Annotated in this window: 22 protein-coding genes; 9 read left to right on the top strand and 13 right to left on the bottom strand. The window is 63.0% G+C overall.

Features of this window, described 5'->3' with window-relative positions; translation table 11 throughout:
• Positions 1–73: 73 nt before the first annotated feature.
• The 3 genes from N826_RS43255 to N826_RS22320 form a co-directional block, all read right to left on the bottom strand.
• Positions 74–583, bottom strand: coding sequence for a hypothetical protein (locus N826_RS43255; RefSeq protein ID WP_147040927.1), 510 nt, complete (start codon positions 581–583; stop codon positions 74–76).
• Between the two features lie 24 nt (positions 584–607).
• Entirely contained in the window at positions 608–814 is a 207-nt protein-coding gene (locus N826_RS43250) for a hypothetical protein (RefSeq protein ID WP_147040925.1), read from the bottom strand.
• 146 nt (positions 815–960) lie between these two features.
• The gene (locus N826_RS22320) at positions 961–1,230 is read right to left on the bottom strand and encodes a hypothetical protein (protein WP_044432455.1); all 270 of its coding nucleotides are present in this window, start codon (positions 1,228–1,230) and stop codon (positions 961–963) included.
• A gap of 195 nt (positions 1,231–1,425) precedes the next feature.
• Here N826_RS22320 and N826_RS22315 point away from each other — a divergent pair, with 195 nt between their 5' ends.
• Positions 1,426–2,184 carry an SDR family oxidoreductase gene (locus N826_RS22315; protein ID WP_044432453.1) on the top strand — a complete coding sequence of 253 codons (759 nt, stop codon included), beginning with the start codon at positions 1,426–1,428 and terminating at the stop codon, positions 2,182–2,184.
• 42 nt (positions 2,185–2,226) lie between these two features.
• Here the strand turns inward: N826_RS22315 and N826_RS22310 are convergent, their stop codons facing one another.
• Together N826_RS22310 and N826_RS22305 are read right to left on the bottom strand one after the other, a co-directional pair.
• On the bottom strand, positions 2,227–2,826 hold the full coding sequence (locus tag N826_RS22310; RefSeq protein ID WP_044432452.1) for a peptidoglycan-binding domain-containing protein: 600 nt from the start codon (positions 2,824–2,826) through the stop codon (positions 2,227–2,229).
• Positions 2,827–3,359: 533 nt separating this feature from the next.
• Positions 3,360–3,839: a 2'-5' RNA ligase family protein gene (locus tag N826_RS22305; protein WP_244619670.1), complete on the bottom strand. Its 480-nt coding sequence runs from the start codon at positions 3,837–3,839 to the stop codon at positions 3,360–3,362.
• 214 nt (positions 3,840–4,053) lie between these two features.
• Between N826_RS22305 and N826_RS22300 the strand changes: the two genes are divergently transcribed.
• Positions 4,054–4,242, top strand: a complete 189-nt coding sequence (locus N826_RS22300; RefSeq protein ID WP_044432447.1) for a hypothetical protein — start codon at positions 4,054–4,056, stop codon at positions 4,240–4,242.
• Positions 4,243–4,300: 58 nt separating this feature from the next.
• Here N826_RS22300 and N826_RS22295 read toward each other — a convergent pair whose 3' ends face one another.
• Positions 4,301–5,419: a spore photoproduct lyase family protein gene (locus N826_RS22295; RefSeq protein ID WP_244619669.1), complete on the bottom strand. Its 1,119-nt coding sequence runs from the start codon at positions 5,417–5,419 to the stop codon at positions 4,301–4,303.
• A gap of 305 nt (positions 5,420–5,724) precedes the next feature.
• On the opposite strand from N826_RS22295, the gene N826_RS22290 reads away from it, so the two are divergent.
• A complete protein-coding gene (locus tag N826_RS22290) occupies positions 5,725–6,432 on the top strand; it encodes a class I SAM-dependent methyltransferase (RefSeq protein WP_052831805.1) in 708 nt (235 codons plus the stop codon).
• A gap of 37 nt (positions 6,433–6,469) precedes the next feature.
• On the opposite strand, the gene N826_RS40385 is transcribed toward N826_RS22290, so the two are convergent.
• The 6 genes from N826_RS40385 to N826_RS22260 all read right to left on the bottom strand — a co-directional run bounded on the left by N826_RS40385 (position 6,470) and on the right by N826_RS22260 (position 12,948).
• Complete coding sequence (locus N826_RS40385; RefSeq protein WP_169789398.1) at positions 6,470–7,870, bottom strand: sensor histidine kinase; 1,401 nt, start codon at positions 7,868–7,870, stop codon at positions 6,470–6,472.
• Positions 7,871–7,934: 64 nt separating this feature from the next.
• Positions 7,935–8,516: a putative pterin-binding protein gene (locus N826_RS22280; RefSeq protein WP_147040923.1), complete on the bottom strand. Its 582-nt coding sequence runs from the start codon at positions 8,514–8,516 to the stop codon at positions 7,935–7,937.
• Positions 8,517–8,526: 10 nt separating this feature from the next.
• Positions 8,527–9,159: a GTP cyclohydrolase I FolE gene (folE, locus tag N826_RS22275; protein WP_044432444.1), complete on the bottom strand. Its 633-nt coding sequence runs from the start codon at positions 9,157–9,159 to the stop codon at positions 8,527–8,529.
• Between the two features lie 224 nt (positions 9,160–9,383).
• Entirely contained in the window at positions 9,384–11,057 is a 1,674-nt protein-coding gene (locus N826_RS22270) for an alpha-amylase family protein (RefSeq protein WP_044432442.1), read from the bottom strand.
• A 125-nt stretch (positions 11,058–11,182) separates the two neighbouring features.
• Positions 11,183–12,043 (bottom strand): inositol monophosphatase family protein, encoded by an 861-nt coding sequence (locus N826_RS22265; RefSeq protein ID WP_044432441.1) that lies wholly within the window; start codon positions 12,041–12,043, stop codon positions 11,183–11,185.
• Positions 12,040–12,948, bottom strand: a complete 909-nt coding sequence (locus tag N826_RS22260) for a diacylglycerol/lipid kinase family protein (RefSeq protein WP_044432439.1) — start codon at positions 12,946–12,948, stop codon at positions 12,040–12,042. Before N826_RS22260 ends, N826_RS22265 begins: the two co-directional genes overlap by 4 nt.
• Before the next feature lie 254 nt (positions 12,949–13,202).
• Here N826_RS22260 and N826_RS22255 point away from each other — a divergent pair, with 254 nt between their 5' ends.
• From N826_RS22255 to ilvA, 6 genes are all read left to right on the top strand, one after another.
• Complete coding sequence (locus N826_RS22255) at positions 13,203–13,673, top strand: NUDIX hydrolase (RefSeq protein ID WP_052831800.1); 471 nt, start codon at positions 13,203–13,205, stop codon at positions 13,671–13,673.
• A gap of 622 nt (positions 13,674–14,295) precedes the next feature.
• The gene (locus N826_RS22250; RefSeq protein WP_044432437.1) at positions 14,296–15,762 is read left to right on the top strand and encodes a phenylacetate--CoA ligase family protein; all 1,467 of its coding nucleotides are present in this window, start codon (positions 14,296–14,298) and stop codon (positions 15,760–15,762) included.
• Complete coding sequence (locus tag N826_RS22245; protein WP_052831799.1) at positions 15,759–16,781, top strand: aminotransferase class V-fold PLP-dependent enzyme; 1,023 nt, start codon at positions 15,759–15,761, stop codon at positions 16,779–16,781. Before N826_RS22250 ends, N826_RS22245 begins: the two co-directional genes overlap by 4 nt.
• A gap of 20 nt (positions 16,782–16,801) precedes the next feature.
• Positions 16,802–16,984 (top strand): aminotransferase class V-fold PLP-dependent enzyme, encoded by a 183-nt coding sequence (locus tag N826_RS45765; protein WP_044432435.1) that lies wholly within the window; start codon positions 16,802–16,804, stop codon positions 16,982–16,984.
• Positions 16,985–17,011: 27 nt separating this feature from the next.
• Entirely contained in the window at positions 17,012–18,265 is a 1,254-nt protein-coding gene (locus N826_RS22235; protein WP_044432430.1) for an MFS transporter, read from the top strand.
• 124 nt (positions 18,266–18,389) lie between these two features.
• A complete protein-coding gene (gene ilvA / locus N826_RS22230; RefSeq protein WP_044432428.1) occupies positions 18,390–19,913 on the top strand; it encodes a threonine ammonia-lyase, biosynthetic in 1,524 nt (507 codons plus the stop codon).
• Between the two features lie 34 nt (positions 19,914–19,947).
• On the opposite strand, the gene N826_RS22225 is transcribed toward ilvA, so the two are convergent.
• On the bottom strand, positions 19,948–20,292 hold the full coding sequence (locus N826_RS22225; protein WP_052831797.1) for a DUF4351 domain-containing protein: 345 nt from the start codon (positions 20,290–20,292) through the stop codon (positions 19,948–19,950).
• Positions 20,293–20,457 lie beyond the last annotated feature (165 nt).

Raw genomic sequence — 20,457 nt, 5'->3', positions numbered from 1 at the left:
GGGCCCGGATTCGGGTTATCCGCGCTTAGTTGGGGCCGAGAAGCTTCATGTCAAGATGGTGGCGACAGGTTGTTCAAGCCTTTCCCATGCGCAGCCTGATCAGATAATTCGTATAACCCTTGACCAGATGGGCTAGGTTTTCGCAGTGCCTTCCGTCGTCGGGAAACTGAACCACCATCCTGATGGCATTGAAGAGGCGCCGGCCTTCGCTGGACAGACCCGCTTCGGAATACCGCTGGACGCCGATGAGTTGGGAAGCTAACTGATCGGCCTCGTTCATGCAGACATCCCTTTGAACAAGCATCAGCTCGAGAGCGCGCAGGTTATCGTCATGCTCCTTAGCTTCCACTTCATCCCGTGGCATTTCGGGACCCTCAAACGAACTGAACTCTGCCCACTTCCACTTCAATAATTCCAGGAAAGCACGAAGTACAAAAATCTCCACGGCTTGGTTAGGGATCTTGGATACGCCGATACTTCTGAGCCGTTTTTCCGCTGACGGTCGGTGAGCATTCCAGGCTCTCAGTAGAGCCGGAGCAACATGGTAAGCTGACATGATCGGAAAAATAAATGCACAAACCATCAGTGCAGGACTTCCAAGTCCCTCTCAAAAATCTCTTAAATTTTTATGATATTTAACTGTTGGAATATTGGAAAAATCTATTAGCTCGCAATGAAAGCATTTCATCAGATCATCGAACATCTTACTCTTGGCGGGGTCGGTGATCGGGTAGGAAATTCGGAATGCAGCATCATAAGCTGGCCGCAGGATTTGCTCGTACTTGTTATCAAGCACGTCTCCGCCAAGCGCCATGGTGTACCTCAGTAATGCCACCAGGGGCGAACCTGGATCATGTCCAGAAGCCCTTAGCTCAGCTTGTTCGGTTAAAAGAGTCGACCCTCTCAGGCTTTTGACAGCGTTTCATAGCGGCAAATCATGGGCTTCAGGAACGAAACCGCTCACTCAGCCGCTACGGTTTGCTTCTCCTCTGCTTGAATTCGCGTCCGTTCCGCATACTCGACCGTTCGCCTGAGAGCGGCAACCATGGACTTCTCCATTGCCACTTCCGGATCGGAATCATAGAGAGCGAGGATCTCGGGCAATGCCGCCGCGAATGCCGCAGCCGCGCGCTGCTCATACGCCTGTTGCTCCGGGTCGTCCGAAAAATCGAAGACGGAAACGGGATCAGGCCTGGCAACGTTCTTCGCCGCAGCGGTACTGGGGGACATGGCACCGACCAAGTAGGAAAAACCAATCCGGCAAACTTACCCCTATCGGATTTGACGGTCAAGTTATCTCGAACACCGTCTTTTACACTCATCCGGCATTCCGGTTCCCCCGCCTGTCAAGGTTGCCAACCCTGGTGTAGCATGCTTGATGAAGGGCTCCATGAAGCCCGAAGCATATGGGGGGACTTGAAGAATATGGCTTCCAACGAGAAGATTGCACTGGTCACCGGCGCCGGTTCCGGCATCGGCAGAAGCGTGGCGCTGGCGCTGATGGAGGCGGGGTACGCCGTCGTCCTGGCGGGACGCCGGCAGGATGCGCTGAATGAGACAGCGTCGCAGGGGCAATCCTTCGGGCGGCCGACGCTGGCGGTGCCGACGGATATCGGCGATCCCGACTCGGTCAAGGCGCTGTTCGCGAAGACGAAGGAAAAGTTCGGCCGGCTGGACGTGTTGTTCAACAACGCCGGCAGCGGCGCTCCGGCGATTCCGCTGGAAGATCTGACCTACGATCAGTGGAAGACTGTCGTCGACGTCAACCTGACGGGAGCGTTCCTGTGCACCCAGGAAGCCTTCCGCATCATGAAGGACCAGAACCCGCGCGGCGGCAGGATCATCAACAACGGCTCGATCTCCGCCACGTCGCCCCGGCCGAACTCGGCCCCCTATACGGCGACCAAGCACGCGATCACCGGGCTGACGAAATCGGCGTCGCTTGACGGGCGTAAATACGACATCGCCTGCGGTCAGATCGACATCGGCAACGCCGCGACCGACATGACCCAGCGGATGACGGAAGGCGTGATGCAGGCTGACGGGTCCATCAAGCCGGAGCCGAGGATGGACCCGCGCCACGTCGCGAGTTCCGTCGTCTACATGGCGAGCCTGCCGCTGGACGCCAATGTCCAGTTCATCACCGTGATGGCGACCAAGATGCCGTTCATCGGACGCGGCTGAACCCAGCCGCCCGCCATCCTACTTGACGACTTTACTTGGAAACTACCGGGTCTGGGCCAGCACGACGTTGCTGTCCAGGCCCATGGTCGTCAGCGTATTGGGGTCCAGACGGCCGCTCGCCTGAAGCCCCCGGTCGCGCTGGAACCGTTCGAGCGCCGCCTGGGTGCTGTCGCCCCAGATGCCGTCCGCATCGCCCGCATAAAGCCCAAGCTGCTTCAGCCGGCCCTGGATGGTGCGGACGGCCTCCGGCTTCAGAGCCCTGCCCTGCACGTCGCGCCCGGCCATGGCTCCAGTCTGGTCGCCGAGCGACAGCAACTCCGCCGGCTTCAGCCCCATGGTCGCCAGCGTCGCCTGGTTGAGGTTGCTGGTGACCTGAAGCCCCCGCGTCTGCTGGAACCGCTCCAGCGCTTCCTGGCTGTCGCGCCCCCAGATGCCGTCGACGGCGCCGGAATAGACGCCGAGTTCCTTCAATTGCCGCTGAACTTCCTTCTGGGCCTGTGGTGAAAGCGGCTGAACGTAGCTGACCGGCGCCTGTGCCTGAGTCTGCGTCTGCGCCTGCGCCTGCGCCTCACGGCCATCGAACGCCGGCGCCAGCAACAAGCCCGCCGCCGCCGCGATCGCCGCTATCCTGAAATTCCCCATCTTCCGACCTCCCCTCTGCTGTTTGAAGTTATCAACAGCGAAAGGGAGGTTTGTTCCTCGCGTAGGGGAATGGGTGCCACGTTCGATACTGGTCGGTGCCGTCGATATCAAGGCCATGTATATGGATGACTTGGGTTTGCGCGTGCAGACACGAACGCGAACTTGAGGTCACACGAATGGACGATGAAAGCACGATCTTTCCGCCGCTCAAGAGCTTGAAAGATGCCGTAGCTGCCTTGTGTGCCATGCCTAAGCCTCCGACAACCGAGAGGCGCGATCCATTACAAATGAGAGATGACGGATAGGTCGCGGGATTGATTATTGAGAACTGTATTGGCCGTTCATGAAACAAAATCGTTGAAGCATGCAGGTTAGCCCTTAGGCCGGCATGTCCACACCGAACGGAATCACCCGGAAGTATTCAGACCGAGCGCCGATCGCTGTCCAGATGATCGCTGAAGGCGTCCTCGTCGCCGGACCCTTCGTCCCTTATAAGCATCCCCACCCTCCCACCGATCTCACCGCTACCGGCTTCATGACCCGCCGAAAGGAAAGTCGCCCAGCGGCTCCCACGGACCGCCGAGATAGCGCCAGAGCAGAAGCCCCTCCCCCGTCACCTCGAAGGGCTGGAACTCCGCTTCGAGACGCTGCTTCAGCATCCGCGCCACCTCCGAATCGGCCTTGTTCTGGACCGTCACATGCGGACGGAACGCTTGGCGGTCCTGCGGCGTCAGGCTGGCCGCCCATCGCGCCGCAAGTTCGCCGCGTAGCGCGCTTAGTTCCGGAGCGTCGAAGGTGTAGGCCACTCCCCGTCCCAGGAAACGCAGTCCGGTCGCATTCAGGCGGACCGGCGCCCTGGTCCGGAGCACCGACGCGATATCGGCCGCGATGGCGCCGGGGTCGTCTCCCGACAGGTGGTGGAACAGGGTCAGGTGCGCCGGGATGAAGTTCCGGTGTGCCGGGAAGTGCGTCTGCCGCAGCCGCTCGAACCGGAAAAATGAGTCGCGATCCATCCTGAGCGTCAGGATCAAGGGTCGGGATTGTGTGCTTTCAAACAATGCATTGCCCATAAATTAGCCAAGTGAAATGGTCACACCAGATACTGAAGTGGATCGAATTTCATAGCATTCCCAGCACCCTATACTTTAGAGATAGAAGGACATTAACGTCTCATCAACATGTATCGCTCAAGATCTGGGGCATCCTTCACCGACCCTTGGACTTGCCATGTCTTCCTCGTTCGAGCAAATTCATGCCGAATACGCCGATGCACGTGACCGCGTGCTTAAGCAGACCCACTCCAGCCACGTCAGCGAATGCCTGGATGCGATCCGGCCGCTGTGGAACGCCTATCAGGAAAAGCTGAGGGCGCAGGCTTCGATCGACGAGCTTCCGCTGCTGAAGATGTCGGCCTGATCGCTGGCGCCAAGCGCGACGGCGCAAGGCCGCCATCCGGCGGACAAAACCGGCCCCGTCAGAACGCATAGCGCACGGGACACCAGGGCAGGTGCTCCGCCATGAGATCCAGGAACATGCGGACCATCCGCGCCTTCAACGCGGCGCGGTACCGCAGGTTCTCCTGCCCATTCTCGGAGCGCTTCGTTTCCTGAAGGCGGGGCGACCAGAGCATGTCTTCCGCCTTCGGGTGCCAGTGCAGATTGACGTCGTGCAAGTCGGCGTTATGGGTCAGGAAGATGACCTCCGCCTTCGCCTGAGCCTTGGCAACGGGTGACAGGGTGTCGTTCAACTCCTCGAACAGGCGGATATAGTCGGCGGTCCAGCCTTCATAGACCACCACCGGGCTGAAGTTCAGGTGAACTTCCCAGCCGGCCCGGACGAAATCCTCGATCGCCCGGATCCGTTCGGTCATCGGACTGCTGCGGACGTCGAGCAACTTGGCCGGGCGGTGCGGCAGCATGCTGAACCTGATCCGCATGCCGCCCTTCGGGTCATGGTCCAGTAGGTCGCGGTTGACGTATTTGGTCGCGAAGCTTCCCTTGGCATTGGGCAGCCGCCTGAATAGCTCGATCTGATCGCGGACATTGCCGCCGATCAGGTCGTCGACCGAAGCATCGCCGTTTTCCCCGATATCGTAGACCCAGCGGTGCGGGTCGGTCTGGCCCGGCTCGGTCCTGGGTCCCAGCTTGGTGGCGTGACGCTCGATCGCGGCGCAGATCTGGCCGATATTGACGAAGGTCGTGATCGGGTTGGCGAAGCCCTTGCGGCGCGGCACGTAGCAGTAGACGCAGGCCAGCGCGCAGCCGTTGCTGGCTCCTGGCGCTATATAGTCGGCCGAGCGGCCGTTGGGCCTGATGGTCATCGCCTTCTTGACGCCCAGCACCAGCACGGTGCGCTTGTTGCGCACCCAGTCCCGCGCCGCGCCCTCGTTTCCGAACAGCTCGGGAATGCGCCAGTGGCTCGCCACCTCGATCAGCTCCGCTTCGGGGAACCGGGCCAGTATCTCGCGCCCGCGCGCATGGGCGTGAACGGCAGGCTCCAGATATATGCGCCCGATATCGAGCAGGTTGGCCAGCCGGCGGCTCTGCCGTGTCTCCATCGCGGTTTCGAGCATCATCGTGCCGCTGCCGGACATGGCCAAGCCTTACGTGCGGAAGGATGTATCTGAAATAATATTGAGACATTCGTCAAATCAACGGGTGCACCGACAGTCATATTCCGTATCGCGGAGTTGCGCATTATATCAAAATCTGTTGAAACAATTTGTCCTGTAAACCAATAAACCGGCGCCGCGTTACCTAGGCACGGATCATTACTGCTTCCTGCATTTCGGGGTGTTTCTTGCTCGCGCGCTATTGTCCCTGCTGCTCTGCTTCCGGTACTTCCATCGGTCTTATCGATCTTGGCGAAAGCTGCAATGACGCCTTCGAAGGCCGTCGCATGTTTTCCAATACCGGGATAGCCGTCCACTACAGCTCCTGCAGCAGGTGCGGCCATATCTGGACGGCCTGCCTGGACGACTGGACCGCCCGCGACTTCCAGGATCGGATCTACAACGAAAGCTACGTCCTGGCGGACCCGCCCTTCACCTATGACCGGCCGGCGCGCAACTCCGCCATGATCGACGCCATGGTCGGGAATTTCAGGAGAGATCTGGAGATCCTGGACTGGGGCGGCGGCGACGGGTTGATGGCGCGGATGCTGATCGAACGTGGTTTTCAGAACGTCATCTCCTGCGATCCCTTCTATGGCGACACCCCGCGGTTCCCCGACGGGACCTTCGATCTCGTCACCTGCTTCGAGGTGGTCGAGCATGTCCCGGACCAGCGCGGGCTGTTCGCCGAACTGGCCCGCCACACGGCGGCGGACGGCGCGATCCTGCTCAGTACGCTGCTGCAACCGCCCGATATCGGCGAGCTGCGCCTGGGCTGGTGGTATGCCCGCCCCCGCAACGGCCATATCCGTCTGCACAGCGCGAAAAGCCTGGAGCTTTGCCTGTCCAGGGAAGGACTTAGGCTGAAATCGCTGTCCGGCGAGATGCATGTCGCTTATCGCGACCCGGAGTCGCCATTGGTCGAAGCCCTGCTGTCCGCCAAGGTCCACGCGCCGTCGCTGCCGCCGGCCCGCTCCCTGGCGGAATATTCGTAAGCCGGGGCGCCGCCGTCCTGCCTAGCCGCCGTCCCGCTTAGCCAATGGAGCGGACGTAATCGGTGCGCAGCGTGCGCTCCGCCGGAAGTTCGATCACGACCTCGGTGCCGACGCCGGTCTCGCTCGACATGCGGACGGTGCCGCCGTGGCGCTCCACCAACTGGCGGACAAGGGGCAGGCCCAGGCCGGTGCCCTGGGCCTTGCGGGCCAGATGGCTGTCGGACTGCTCGAACGGCTGGAAGACCCGCGCCAGATCGTCGGACGGTATGCCGACGCCCGTATCGGTCACGACGATCATCGTGCCGCCGTCCGGCTGCCGCTTGACCGACAGGCCGATCAGCCCGCCGGGCGGCGTGAACTTGACCGAATTGGACAGCAGGTTGTCCAGCACTTGGCGCAGACGCAGCTGGTCGCCCAGTACGCTCAGCGTAGGCGGCAGGTCCAGCTCGATCGCGACGTCGGCCGCGCGGGAGGCTTCGCGCAGGTCGCGCACCGCATCGGCCGCGACCCGGCTCAGGTCCACCAGTTCCTCCCGCATCTCCATCTTGCCCGCCTCCAGCTTGGACAGGTCGAGGATGTCGTTGATCAGCGCCAGCAGCCGTTTGCCGGAAAGATGGATGTCGCCGATATACTCGGCCTGCCGTTCGCCGAGCCGGCCGAAGATGCCGCTGGCCAAGGCTTCCGAGAAGCCGAGGATGGCGTTGAGCGGCGTCCGAAGCTCATGGCTGACATTGGCGAGGAAGTTCGATTTGGCCTGGCTGGACCGGAGCGCCGCGTCCCGCGCCACCACCAGGTTGTCGGTCAGTTCCAGGAGTTGCTGGTTGGTCCCCCGCAGCCTCGACTCTGACTGCATGTGACGCCGCATCAGCCACGCCAGCGCCAGCACAAGGACGACGAAGCCGACGCCATAGCCCATCAGCTTGATCTTGAAGGCGCTGACCTGGCTCTGCATGCTCCCGATCACCTCGTTCTGGCGATCCTGGACCTGTAGCGAGACCTTGCGCTGGCTGACGATGGCGTTGCGCACTTCCTGGTCGGCCAAGGCGCGGAAGGCCCGGGGATCGGTTTCCATCAGCTTGAGGTTGTGATCGATCGCATCCAGCTGGACCCGGATGCTGCTCAGTTCGCCTTCACGGCTGATGCCCTGGGTATGCCAGGCGGAACTGCCGGGCTCCGGCAGCGAGTTCAGCCGGTTGAACGCATTGTCCAGCCGCAGCCGGACTTCCTCGAAGACCTCGGGGGGGGAATCGGCCTCGATCTCGCGGACCGCGACCTGCAGGCGCAGCAAATCGGCGGACATCTGCCCGTCGTACCAGATATCGGCGCCACTCGCGATTTCGACGGAGCGCTGGATGGCGATCAGATCGAAGACCAGCAGGGGCGAACTGAGCAGCACGAGCAGGAACGATATCGTCCATACAAGTTTGCCCAGGTCCATGATCCTTTTCCCGGTCAGCATCAGTGGCAAACGCCTCCGGTGAAGTTTGCCCCGTTCCTGAGCATCACTCCACCGTTATCGCCTTCAGCTGCCACACCCAGCGCGAAAGATATTCCCGCTTCCCGGCTTCGGGATAGGCGTGCTGCGGATAGATCATCCATATCGGACCCCGGTCGCGCCGCGACATGTATTCGCCGTCCCGCTTGAGCGCCAGCATCACCGGCCATTTCCGCCCGTCGGCGATCGGCGCCGGGCTTTCATAATCGTTGAGCGCTGTCAGGGTGAGCGACTTCGCGGCAGGATCGGCCCCCACGACGTCGAGCAGGGCCGACAGCAGCACGCCTTCGAAGGTCGCAGGCTCCGTGGTCCAGCTGGTCGGGGTGGTGAAGCGAATCAGGCCCAGGCTCTCCAGCGTCGCCAGGTCGAACCGAACCGGCTTGCCGGACTTTATCCTGCCCTTCACCGTCAGCACCACCGGCCCGGTCGGTTCCGGCACCTCCATGCCCTGCTTCAGGGCAGGTTCGGTGACGGTCTGGTAATCCTTCGAAGACTGCGCGACGGCAGCCGCGGAGAAAGCCGCGGGCGAGAACACCAGCGCCATGCCGAGGGCCAGGGCAGCGATCCGGGAAGTAAGAGAAGACATCATGCTGGCGATCTCATCCATGGATGCCGGGATTGCCGACCAGGGACAGGAACTCCTGCCGGGTCGAGGGATTTGTTCGGAACGCACCCAGCATGCGGCTGGTGATCATGCCGACGCCCGGCTTGTGGACGCCCCGCGTGGTCATGCACTGGTGCTCTCCCTCGATGACGACGGCGACGCCCTCGGGCTGAAGCACCTCGTCGATCGTATTGGCGATCTGCGCCGTCATCTTCTCCTGGATCTGGAGCCTCTTGGCGAAGACTTCGATCACGCGCGCCAGCTTGGAAATGCCGACCACGCGGTGCCGCGGCAGATAGGCCACATGCACCTTGCCGATGATCGGGACCATGTGGTGCTCGCAATAGCTTTCGAACCGGATGTCGCGGAGCAGGACCATCTCGTCGTAGCCGTCGACCTCCTCGAAGGTCCGTGCCAGCAACAGGCCGGGATCGATAGCGTAGCCGGCGAAGAATTCGTCGAAGGCGCGGGCGACGCGGGCCGGCGTCTCGGCCAGGCCTTCCCGGGAGGGATCGTCGCCCGCCCAGCGCAGCAGGGTCCTTACGGCCTCCTCCGCTTCTGCCCGCGATGGCCGGGGTCCGGCTTGGGAGATTGCCGGAGGAATCGAATGGTCTGGGTTCCGCGCCATTTACTGCCGCCGTCTCTGATCCAAAAAGCCATCATACGCATAGGGTAAATGCGCGCCAGTCATCAAAGAATGTACGGGCAACATTTAAGATCGTGTGAAACGATTGTAATTTGCCGAATAGTTATGAGTATTTTCTCCGCCTTTCTTGACCAAAGGCGGAGATCTGCCCCAAACGGTTTGGACAGGCAATACTTACGCTCAACTCTGTTACTTTAAGTCTATTGCTAAAGCAGGATCGTGTCTCCCGATCGGCGCACGCGGAACCAGCGGCACCCATAGGCTTCCAGTTCCACATGCACGGCGCCGTTCTTGGCGAGCGAGAAGTCGCCGCGTCCGAACAGGTCGATCAGCCCCTGCCAGCCGGCCGTCGGCTCGACGTCGAAGGAGGCTTCGGTCGGCTTCGATGACAGGTTGTGGATCACCAGGACGACCCTTCCGTCCCAATCGTAGCTGACCGCCAGGACCGAAGCCTGCCTGACCGGGACGATGCTCCATTTGCCATAGGCGATCTCCGCCGTTTCGTGACGGCGCCGGATCAGCCGTTCGATCCAGTTGAGCATGGACCCGTCGTCGCGGCGCTGGGCCGCCACGTTGACCGTCGCGGGTCCCCAGCGCTTGCCGCTGACGACGGGGCGGCGCAGATCCTCCGGCTGCGCGGTGGAGAAGCCGCCGTTCTTTTCGTCGGACCACTGCATGGGGGACCGCACGCTCATGCGTCCGGGGATCGCAAGGTTCTCGGCCATGCCGATCTCCTCGCCGTAGAACAGCACCGGAGCGCCCGGCATCGAGAACATCAGGGCGTAGACCATGCGTATCCTCGCTTCGTCGCCGTTCAGCATCGTCGGAAGCCGGCGGCGCAGTCCACGGCCGAAGAGCTGCATGTCCTCCTTGGGGCCGAACTGGCTGAAGACCTCTTGCCGTTCCGCCTCGGTCAGCTTGTCCAGCGACCATTCGTCATGGTTCCGCACGAAGTTGCCCCATTGGGCATTCTTCGGCAGGGACGACAGCGCCCGCATGCCGTGGACCATGGCCCCGGCGTCGCCGCGCGCGACCGCCAGCGCCATGGTCTGGTTCAGGTTGAAGTTGATGCACATGTGAAGCTCGTCGCCGTCCTCGTCGCCGAAGAAACGGCGGACTTCCTCCGGCTCCAGGTTGACTTCGCCCATCAGGATGGCGTCGCCCTGGCGCCGGCTGAGGAAGGCGCGCAGGTCGCACAGCCAATCGTGGGGTGCCAGATCGACCCGCCCCGCGATGCCGACCGTCTCCAGCAGAAAGGGAACGGCATCGACGCGGAAGCCGGACAGCCCCAGCTCCAGCCAGAAGCCGACGATCTTGCGGATCTCGTCGCGCACGGCGGAACTGCCGATGTTCAGGTCGGGCTGCTGCTTATAGAAACGGTGCAGGTAATACTGCTTCGCTACCTCGTCCCATTCCCAGTTGCTGTCCTCCTTGTCCGGGAAGACCAGATCCGTCGGCCCGTCCTTGGGGATCTCGTCGCGCCAGACGTACCAGTCGCGGTACCGGGAGTTGGGATCGGACCTGGATGCCTGGAACCAGGGATGCTCGTGCGAGGTGTGGTTGACCACCAGATCCGCGATGACGCGGATGCCCCGGTCCCGCGCGGTCCGGATGAACTCGACGAAATCGCCGAGCGTGCCAAGCCTGGGATCGACCGAGTAGTAGTCGGTGATGTCGTAGCCGTCGTCCCGGTCGGCGGTCGGATAGAACGGCATCAGCCACAGGCAGGTGACGCCCAGTCCGGCCAGATAGTCGATCCGCTGGATCAGCCCGTTGAAGTCGCCGATGCCATCCCCGTCGCTGTCCTGGAAGGTCTCGACGTCGAGGCAGTAGAAAACGGCGTTCTTCCACCATGTATCGCTGGTGCGGGTGATATCCATGCTCTCGCTTTCGCTGCCGGTGAGGGGAGACGGCTTTTCCGGACGTGTCGCAGGCGTAACGCTTGGAAAAGGCCGTCTGTTCAGCGGGCGGGTTCAGCGGGCGGGTTCAGCGGGCGAGAAATCGCTCAGCGGCTGGAGGACTGCCGCGCCTCCGCCATCTGCCTCACGGCCTCGGCATCGCCGAGGATCAGTGGGAGCCGCCAGTTGCGGAGATCGGGTTCGCCTCCGGCCGGATCGGTCGTCGCCTCGATCCGCTCCAGCGTCGTCCAGCCACCCTTATCGCCGCATCGGACCTCGCCGCCGGCCGCCAGCACCAGCGGGATTCCGCCGGCCACGTCCCAGACGTTCGGGCGCTGGAAGCGGGCGACCCGCAGCAGCCCGGCCGCGACGAAGGCGCATTCGATGGCGGCGGAGCCGGTCTTGCGGATATCCCAGGACAAGCCGGCGTCGGCGGTCGCCTCCGGTTCGCCGGCAAGACGCCGGCGCACGGCGGGATTGGCCCTCGACTTCAGCGGTTCCTGGTCGAAGCAAAGCTCGCCGCCGGCACGGGCGTGGTAGACGCCGGTGCGGAGCGCGTGGCTGGTGCTGCACCAGACCGCGCCGACGACGGGCCGGCCCCGGTGAAGCACGCCGATCGACGCGGCATAAAGCGGAAAGCCGTTGACGAAATTGGTGGTGCCGTCGATCGGATCGACCGCCCAGACGAAGTCGTGGTCGCGGCCAGGCCGCTCGTCCATCTCCTCGCCCAGGATGTCGTGTTCGGGGAAGCGGTCGGCCAGACGAGCCCGGATCAGCACCTCGACCTCACTGTCCACTTCCGAAACGGGATCGCGGAAGGTTGGCGTGTCGCCGGGAACGCCCTTGTAGCGGACCTCCAGCGTCCGGCCCAGCGCCGCCATGATCTCCGTTCCCGCCAGACCAGCCAGTTCGACCGCCGTGCGCTCGATCTCCCGCAGGATGACATCGGGGATGTCGTCGGTGGTCATGGCCGGCCCTCTTCATGGTTGGCAGAGGGAGTATCGATGGACGGGATCAGGACGCAGGCCTGTTCGGGTTCCAGACCGACGGTCAGCTTGGGCACGGCGCCCGGCGCCGGAGAGAAGTTGTCGCCCAGGCGCAGCGAGGTGCCCGCCCAGGTGACTTCCACGACCTTGGCGCGGGTGATGTCGACCGGGGGTTCTTCGCCGTAGTCGCCCTCGTTGAGCCATTCCAGCAGGGCCTCGCGTCGGTCCGCATGGGCATGGACGACGTCGAGCAGGCCGTCGCCGGGATCGGCGTTGGGCGCAAGGTTGAGGCCTGGTCCGACATGGCTGATGTTCATGATCTCCAGCACCAGGAAGTCGCCGGCGAGTTCCTTGCCGTCCAGGGTCATTTCAAGGTGTTCCGGCTCGGCCTCCGTCAGCAGGCGGGCGAACTTCCGGCGGCTGCACACCAGTTGCTCCTGGCCGGAAATGTCGGCGGCGTCGATCTCCGCCATGCCGCGCGCCAGCAGCCCCAGCCCGACCGCCTCGATGAAGCGGTGCTTGCCCCAGGGACCCGTCGCGGCCGCTATGTCGAACGGCCGCCTGGCGGCGTCGCGCAGGGCGGGAACCAGGGCTTCCGGATCGCCGGAGATGCCCAGCGACCGGGCGATGTTGTTCGCCGTGCCCTGTGGCAGGATGGCGACGGGGATGCTCCGGTCGGGCATGTGGGTCAAGACCCGGGTCACCGTGCCGTCGCCGCCGATGGCGACGATCAGGTCGTGGGGCTGGCCCAGGGTTTCGACGATGGCGATGTCCTTGACGGAGCAATAGCACGGGTCGAAGCCCGATTTTCGGAACAGGTCGAGGAGAAGGTCCTTGGATGGACCACCCTCCCCGGCGGAGGGGCTATGGAGGAGAAGTGCGCGCATACGCGGCAAACATGCCGGACTTGCTCGCAGTTCCGGCGGTCCGAAGGAAATACGCCGGGAGTCGAGCCATAGCCATTAACATAGGATTTAAGCGGTTTTTTAAGATCTCGCGTAAACCCCCTCCAGACCTGTCCACATACATCTTTTGGAAGACGCCCATTTTCCCTTGGGACAATGTGCCGGCGATTACCATTCATTCATTGTTTACCCTAATAATTCGAGTACTCCACACCCGCACGAGAGACTTCAGCTCAATGCCTCGCAACCAGCTCGCCGTTATTCCTTACATGATGCATCAGGGCCAGCCGCTGATCCTGATGGTGACTTCGCGTGAGACGCGACGCTGGATCGTGCCCAAGGGATGGCAGGAGAAGAAGGTCACGGACAGGGACCAGGCCCTGTGCGAAGCCTTCGAGGAGGCGGGCGCCATCGGCATCCTCGGCGACAAGCCGGTAGGCGGCTACCGCTACGACAAACGCCTGAAGGACGGCCGGGTCAAGGCGATCGACGTCGCCGTATACTGCCTGGAAGTCTGTGAACTGCTGGACGACTGGCCGGAAATGGCCGAACGGGAACGCCGCTGGATGACGCCGGCGCAGGCCGCCATGGCCGTGCAGGAAGGCGCCCTGGCGGCGCTGCTGCTGAGCATGGCTGTCCGTCCGCCGGTCGCGGCCTCCGGCGGAGGAAGGGCGGCAACCCAATGGGAACATCGGCTTCGCGCCTGACATCCGCCTGAGCCGGGTGGTCAGGCCAGGTGGTCTGACGGTATGGTCGGACGGTGTCGACCCTCTCCCAATGCGCTTACACCAAGCCGGACCCGGAAACGAGTTTCCCGGGGAAATGGCATCGATCCCGGGTTTCAAGATCCGTCGGCACGCAGCCGACGCTGGCAAACGTGAGCCGTTGCCGGTCCCTGGGTTCGGCATACCATGGACTGTAAAAACCTCAAGCAAGCAGACAATTTTATTATGCAATTTCCGAAAAATTTCAAGTAACTTGACATAATTAATTTGCCTGTGCTAACAGGTTGGCCGCTGGCGACAACCGCCCAGCTTCAGGTGTGAATATTCCACCTATACTCACACTTTGAATAATCAAGGTAAGATGAGGCTAACATGAAGCTCGTCCGTAAAGTTCCCAACAAGAAGCGCATTGCCTGCATCGACGCCGATTAATTACCGGCGCATCGGTTTACGACACGATGAGCTACGGCTCATCGTGTCGTTTCAGGATTCATCTGTCTGATTCGAGTTTTCTCGAGGATATCTCCAGAAACCGGATCGTTTGAACCCTGATCGAAAAGATGTTCATCATTACTTGTAGCGATATCCAGCGAGTGTCGTCCGGATGGGAAACACACTTCACGAAGCCATAGTCTCCGAAACAACCGACGACTTCGTTGAACTGCTGGATCAGCGGACGGGACTTCATATCGGCTTCCCCCGCTTGAACGCCGCGGACGACCTGAGGGCCATGCTGGGAGACGAGTTTTACCGGGCGATCGGGCAGCTCGGCTTCTTCGAAGACATAGCCATAGCGGAACTCAGGGCGCGCCAGCACGAGATCAGGATACGTCTTCAAGGCGAAGTCCGGGATGACGCGATACGCGGCTATGGCGAATTCATCACGAAGAACGTCCCCTATTACAGGGACACGCTCAAGCTCGATCCGTCGGATCTGACCGGACGCGACGGTCTTCGGCGCCTGCCGATCCTTGCGCGCGCGGACCTGCGGGAGCACTTCAACGAACTTCTGTCCGACGGCGTCAGCTATTCCGACCATCTTGCCGAAGGCCGGATGGTCTGGACCCGCACCAGCGGGACGACGAGCGAGAGGATCCAGGTTCCCGTCGACCTGGACCTGGACCGGGTCCCGCCGGATTACGACAGGATCTGGAATCTCGACCATGGCGACAAGATCCCGCGGACCGCTGTTCTGACGACGCCGCGCTGTTCGCCGACGGAATGCTGGCTGAGCGCCGCGACCCTGGAAGAGCGGACCCGTTTCGGCACTAGGTTGTTCATGAACTCCCATATCGACATCTTCAACGTGCCGGAAGCCGCGATCCGGACCTTCGTCGATGAACTTTGGGAGTTCCGGCCCGATTTTCTGCTGGTCAACCCGACCTACCTGCAAATCTTCTGCAGCCGGGCGGTATCGCTGGGCCTCGACCTTCCCCCGGTCGAACTCGTCCTTTCCAGCTACCAGTACATGTCGAACCTGCAACGCGGCGTGCTGGGCCGGTTGACCGGCGCACCGGTCTACAACATCTACACCGCGACCGAGCTGTGCGGCTGCCAGTTGGGTGTCGAATGCTCGCATGGCAACTGGCACGTCAGGGAGGATCACTCCCTGCTGGAAGTCGTGGACGACGACGGCGCGCCCTCGGAGGTTCGCGTGGGGAACCTGCTCGTCACCACGCACGCCAACCGGCTTCTGCCCCTGGCCCGGTATAAGCTCGGCGACCTTGGACGCCTGTCCGACGCGGTCTGCGATTGCGCATTGGAAGACTGGCAGTGCTTCGAACTTCACGGCCGGGCAAGCGAAGCGCTCCTCATCAACGGCGAACGCGTCACGACCAGGCAATTCGACGCCGTGATGGCGTTCACCTCGGGCGTGGCACTCTATCGCTGCACCCAGGCCGATGAAAACGACCTGTTGGTCGAAGTCCTGCCCGATACCGCCGGCGACCTGTCGGTCGGCGCGGTCGCGAAGACGCTCGGCGAGCGGCTGGATTGCCGCGTCAAGGTCGTGCCAGTCCAAGGCTTCGACGCGGGGCCATCGCAGAAGTTCCAGCTGACGCGCCGCGCATGACCGTCTCCTCCGGTTCGACCTTCGCCGCCTCGATCCGGGACGATTTCCCGATCCTGCGACGGCGGGTCCAGGGGCGTCCCGCCGTCTACCTGGACTCGGCCGCGACGACGCTGAAACCCCTGCCGGTCCTCGACGCCGAGCGGGACTACTCCCTGAACTACTGCGCCAACATCCACCGGGGGAACCATCTCTTCTCCGAGGAGGCGAGCGAGGCCTACGAGGACGCCCGGCGCACGGTCGGCCACTTCATCGGAGCGGGCGCCCGTCAGGTCGTATTCGTCCGCAACGCCACCGAAGCCCTCAACATGGTCGCATCGGGTCTGCGCGCGTCGGGCATCCGGCGCGTCTCGATCCCGACCGGCGAGCATCATTCCAACATCGTTCCGTGGATGCGCGCCGCCCAGGTCGAATGGATCGATCACGATCCCCGCGAACCGCTCGACATCGCGGCCCTGGAAGCGCATCTGCGGCGAACCGAACCCGATCTTCTCACCTTCAGCCACGCCTCCAACGTGACCGGCGTCATCAATCCCGTGGCGGAGATCTGCGCACTCGCCGGATCGCTCGGCGTGAAGACCTGCGTGGACGCATCCCAGGCCATCGCCCACCTGCCGGTCGACATCTCGGCGCTCGGCTGCGATTACCTCGCCTTCAGCGGCCACAAGATGATGGGACCGACCGGCATCGGCGTCCTGGCGGGGCGCCTCGACGCCCTGGAACGGCTTGAACCGCTGCTCTTGGGGGGAGGAGCCGTCCGCGAGGTAACGCTGACGGGATATTCGCTGAAGGACATTCCCCATCGGCTTGAAGCGGGGACGCCCAACATAAGCGGGGCGATCGGGCTGGGAGCCGCGGTCGGGTATCTGCGCGGCCTGATGGGGGAGCGGATGACGCGGCACCACGAGCAGTTGGCGGACAGGCTGGAAGTCGTCCTGTCCGGGATTCCGGGCGTTCGGCTTCTCCAGGCGAAGACCGGTCCCAGCTGCCGCTCGCCAGCCTGCTGGTCGGCGGCGGGCTAGGCCCCGCCAACCTGGGAAGCATGCTCAGCGATTGCCACGGCGTCATGGTCCGGGCGGGACACCACTGCGCGCATCCGCTGTTCAAAGGCATCGACGCCGAAAAAGGCGCGTTGCGCGCATCGGCTTACGCATACAACGAGATCGCCGAGATCGACTATCTCGGCGATTGTATCCTGAAACTGCTGCGCCGGTTCGGCGGGTAAGCCGGGCTGCCGGAAATGGACCCCGCCGTGAACTCTGCCGACAACCCTGCCTCAGCCCCTGCCGAGACACAGGCTGCCACCGGCGCAATCAAGGACAAGGCCGCCTGGAGGTTCGTCTGGCTGCTGTCCGGGTCGAAGATGGCGCAGATCCTCGTTACCTCGATAACGGTGTCGTTCGTCGGCATCGTGGGCGGCGACCTGGCCGGCGACGCGGCCTATGGCACGGTCCCGATGATGGTCGTCCTGCTCAGCGCCGGCCTGATCACCCTGCCCGCATCCCTGCTGCTGGCAAGGTTCGGCCACCGCCGGAACTATGTCCTGTCCAACCTGACCGGATCTGCCGGATCGCTCGCCGTGGCGCTGGCTATTCCCTGGCACAGCTTTCCCCTGCTATGCCTTGGATGCGTCGCCATCGGGTTCTATCACGCATTCGCCCAGTATTACCGTTTCTCCGCCGCCGGAGCGGTCCGCGATACCGAAAAGGGTCAAGCGATATCGACCGTGCTGGTGGGCGGCATCCTGGCGGCGTTCCTGGGTCCGGTGATCGCAAGCTTTTCACAGGAAATGTTTCCGCCCTTCATCTTCATCGGGCCGTTCGTCGTCCTGGGCGGCATCCTGGCGCTCAACGCCGGCCTGTTCGCGGCAGTCCGGGACGCACCGGCCACGGTCGCCGACCCGGACCGGCCGGGCAGGACGGCCGGCCGGATCGTCAGGGACCCGAACTTCGTCATCGCCTGCTCCCTCGCGTCGTTCTCGCATCTCATGATGTCCTACCTGATGACCGCGACGCCCATCGCCGTCGTCGGCTGCGGCTTCCCGCCCGACGCTGCGGCGCAGGTCGTCCAATGGCATCTCGTCGCGATGTTCAGTCCGTCGCTCGTGCTGAAGTTCATCGATATCGATCGGCATCTTTGGCGGATCGTCGGTCTCGGCTGCTGCTTCCTTATGGGGAGCCTGTTGATTCTCCTTGGTGGCCAGCGGTTGATCGACTTCAACCTGGGCCTCGTGTTCCTGGGCTTCGGATGGAGCTTCGTCTATGTCGGAGCATCGACATTGCTGGTGACCACTCTGCCGCAGGCGGATCAATCCAAGGCCCAGATGATCAACGAGCTTTTCATCTGGGCGGCATCGGCCGCCGCCGCCGGGGCGTCGGGATGGGTCCTGGCGGTCATCGGCTGGTTTCATCTCGTCGTCCTCGGCTGCATACCGATCGCCGTCATGGCCTGCCTCGCCATCGCCGCCAGCCGCCGCCGAAAGCTCGACCACCTCCTCCAAGCCTAACGACCCGGCTAAGCCGCGAGAAAAGGTCGGAATTCAGAGGCCCGCGTGAACCGCCCCTTCTCCCGGCGTCGCGGCGGCGTATTATCCGGCCACCGATGCGCATCGTGGCAGGAGCCCCATTACAGTGCATGACTATGTGAAGAAGATTCTGACCGCCCGCGTCTACGATGTCGCCATCGAAAGCCCGCTTGACCCGATGCCGCGCCTGTCGTCGAGGATCGGCGGCCCCGTCCACCTGAAGCGGGAGGATCTTCAGCCGGTCTTCTCCTTCAAGCTCCGGGGCGCCTACAACAGGATGAGCCGACTGGACCGCTGCCAGTTGGACCAGGGAGTCATCTGCGCCTCCGCCGGCAACCATGCCCAGGGGGTGGCGCTCGCGGCGGCCAAGCTCGGTGCGAGATCGATGATCGTGATGCCCCGGACGACACCCGCCATCAAGGTGCAGGCGGTCGAGCGGCTGGGCGGCGGCGTCGTGCTGCACGGCGACAGCTTCGACGAGGCCTATGCCGAGGCTCGCCGGCTGGAGGCCGAACACGGCCTGACCTTCATCCATCCCTATGACGATCCCGACGTTATCGCCGGCCAAGGCACGGTCGGGATGGAAATCCTGCGCCAGCACCCCGACCCGATAGAAGCGATCTTCGTGCCGATCGGCGGCGGCGGCTTGGCGGCGGGGATCGCCGCCTACGTCAAGTTCCTGAGGCCCGACGTCAAGGTGATCGGCGTGGAACCGGACGACGCCGCCAGCATGCATGCCGCCCTCAAGGCCGGTGACCGCGTCGTCCTGGAACAGGTCGGCCTGTTCGCCGACGGCGTCGCCGTGCGTCAGGCCGGAGCGGAAACCTTCCGGCTGTGCCGCGACCTGCTGGACGAGATCGTCACCGTCGATGCCGACGCCATCTGCGCCGCCATCAAGGACATCTTCGACGATACCCGCGCGATCGCCGAACCGTCGGGCGCCGTCGGCCTTGCGGGCTTGAAGAAGTATGTCGAGCGGGAAGGCCCGTGTTCACGCGCGCTGATCACCGTCAACAGCGGCGCCAACATGAACTTCGACCGCCTGCGCCACATCGCGGAGCGCGCCGAGATCGGCGAACACCGGGAGGCGCTGCTGGCCGTGACGATACCGGAACGACCGGGCAGCTACCGCCGCTTCATCCAGGTGCTGGGCCGGCGATCAATCACGGAATTCAATTACCGCTATGCCGAAGGACCGGAAGCCCACATCTTCGTCGGCGTGCAGATCGCCGGCGGCGAGAAGGAGAAATCGGAGATTATCGGCCTGCTGCGGGACGCCGGCCTGATCGTCCACGACATGAGCGACAACGAGATGGCGAAGCTCCATGTCCGCTACATGGTCGGCGGCCGCGTGAGCGGGCTGGTGGACGAGCTGATCTACCGCTTCCAGTTCCCCGAACGGCCGGGCGCGCTGCTGAAGTTCCTGGATGGATTGGCGACGGAGTGGAACATCAGCCTGTTCCACTACCGCAACCACGGCGCCGACTACGGCCGTGTGCTGGCCGGCATCCAGGTCCCGGAAGCCGACCGCGCGGAGTTCCGCCGCCGGCTGGACGATTTGGGCTATCCCTGCTGGGACGAAACCGGCAACACCGCCTACCAGTGCTTCCTGAAAGGGGACGCGACCTGATGCGTCAAGCACTGAGCCGCCGTCAGCACCCGGCTCAGTGCTTCGACGTTTCGAACACCGCATCCAGGCTGGGCGCGTCGAGCACCGCATCGGCCCAGCGGTCGAGATCGTCGCTTCCCGCCATCTGTAAGCGCTCGACCGTGGCGTCGGGCACTGCACCGAAGCGCTTGCGAAGCTGGCGCAGCAGCATCCCAGCCTCACCTTTATGTTTGCCCTCGACCACGCCCTTCTCGAAGATGTCGTTGAGGACGGGGTGGTCTTTCATGTCGAACGTGATGTTGCCCATGGTTTCCACCTCTTCCACAACGGCCGGAACCTGCTGACGCAACTGAACAAGAATGACCAGCCGTAGGAAGCTGACGCCGACGCGGCTCCCCATATCTCATACCAAGAGCCGAAGATTTTGACTGGCGCTCCGGAAGTGTTGGGCCACGGCCCAACCTACGAAGCAGGAGCCTGTAGGTTGGGCCGTGGCCCAACAAACACTGTCCTCACAGGTCAATCTCTTCGGCCCCTGGTATGATTAAAGGTTGGTCAATTCCAC

This window comes from Skermanella aerolata KACC 11604 (assembly GCF_000936425.1).
In the GTDB taxonomy this organism is placed as follows: Bacteria; Pseudomonadota; Alphaproteobacteria; order Azospirillales; family Azospirillaceae; genus Skermanella; species Skermanella aerolata.
The sequence above is the reverse complement of the archived record's forward strand: the minus strand, read 5'-3'. Positions and strand labels throughout refer to the sequence as shown.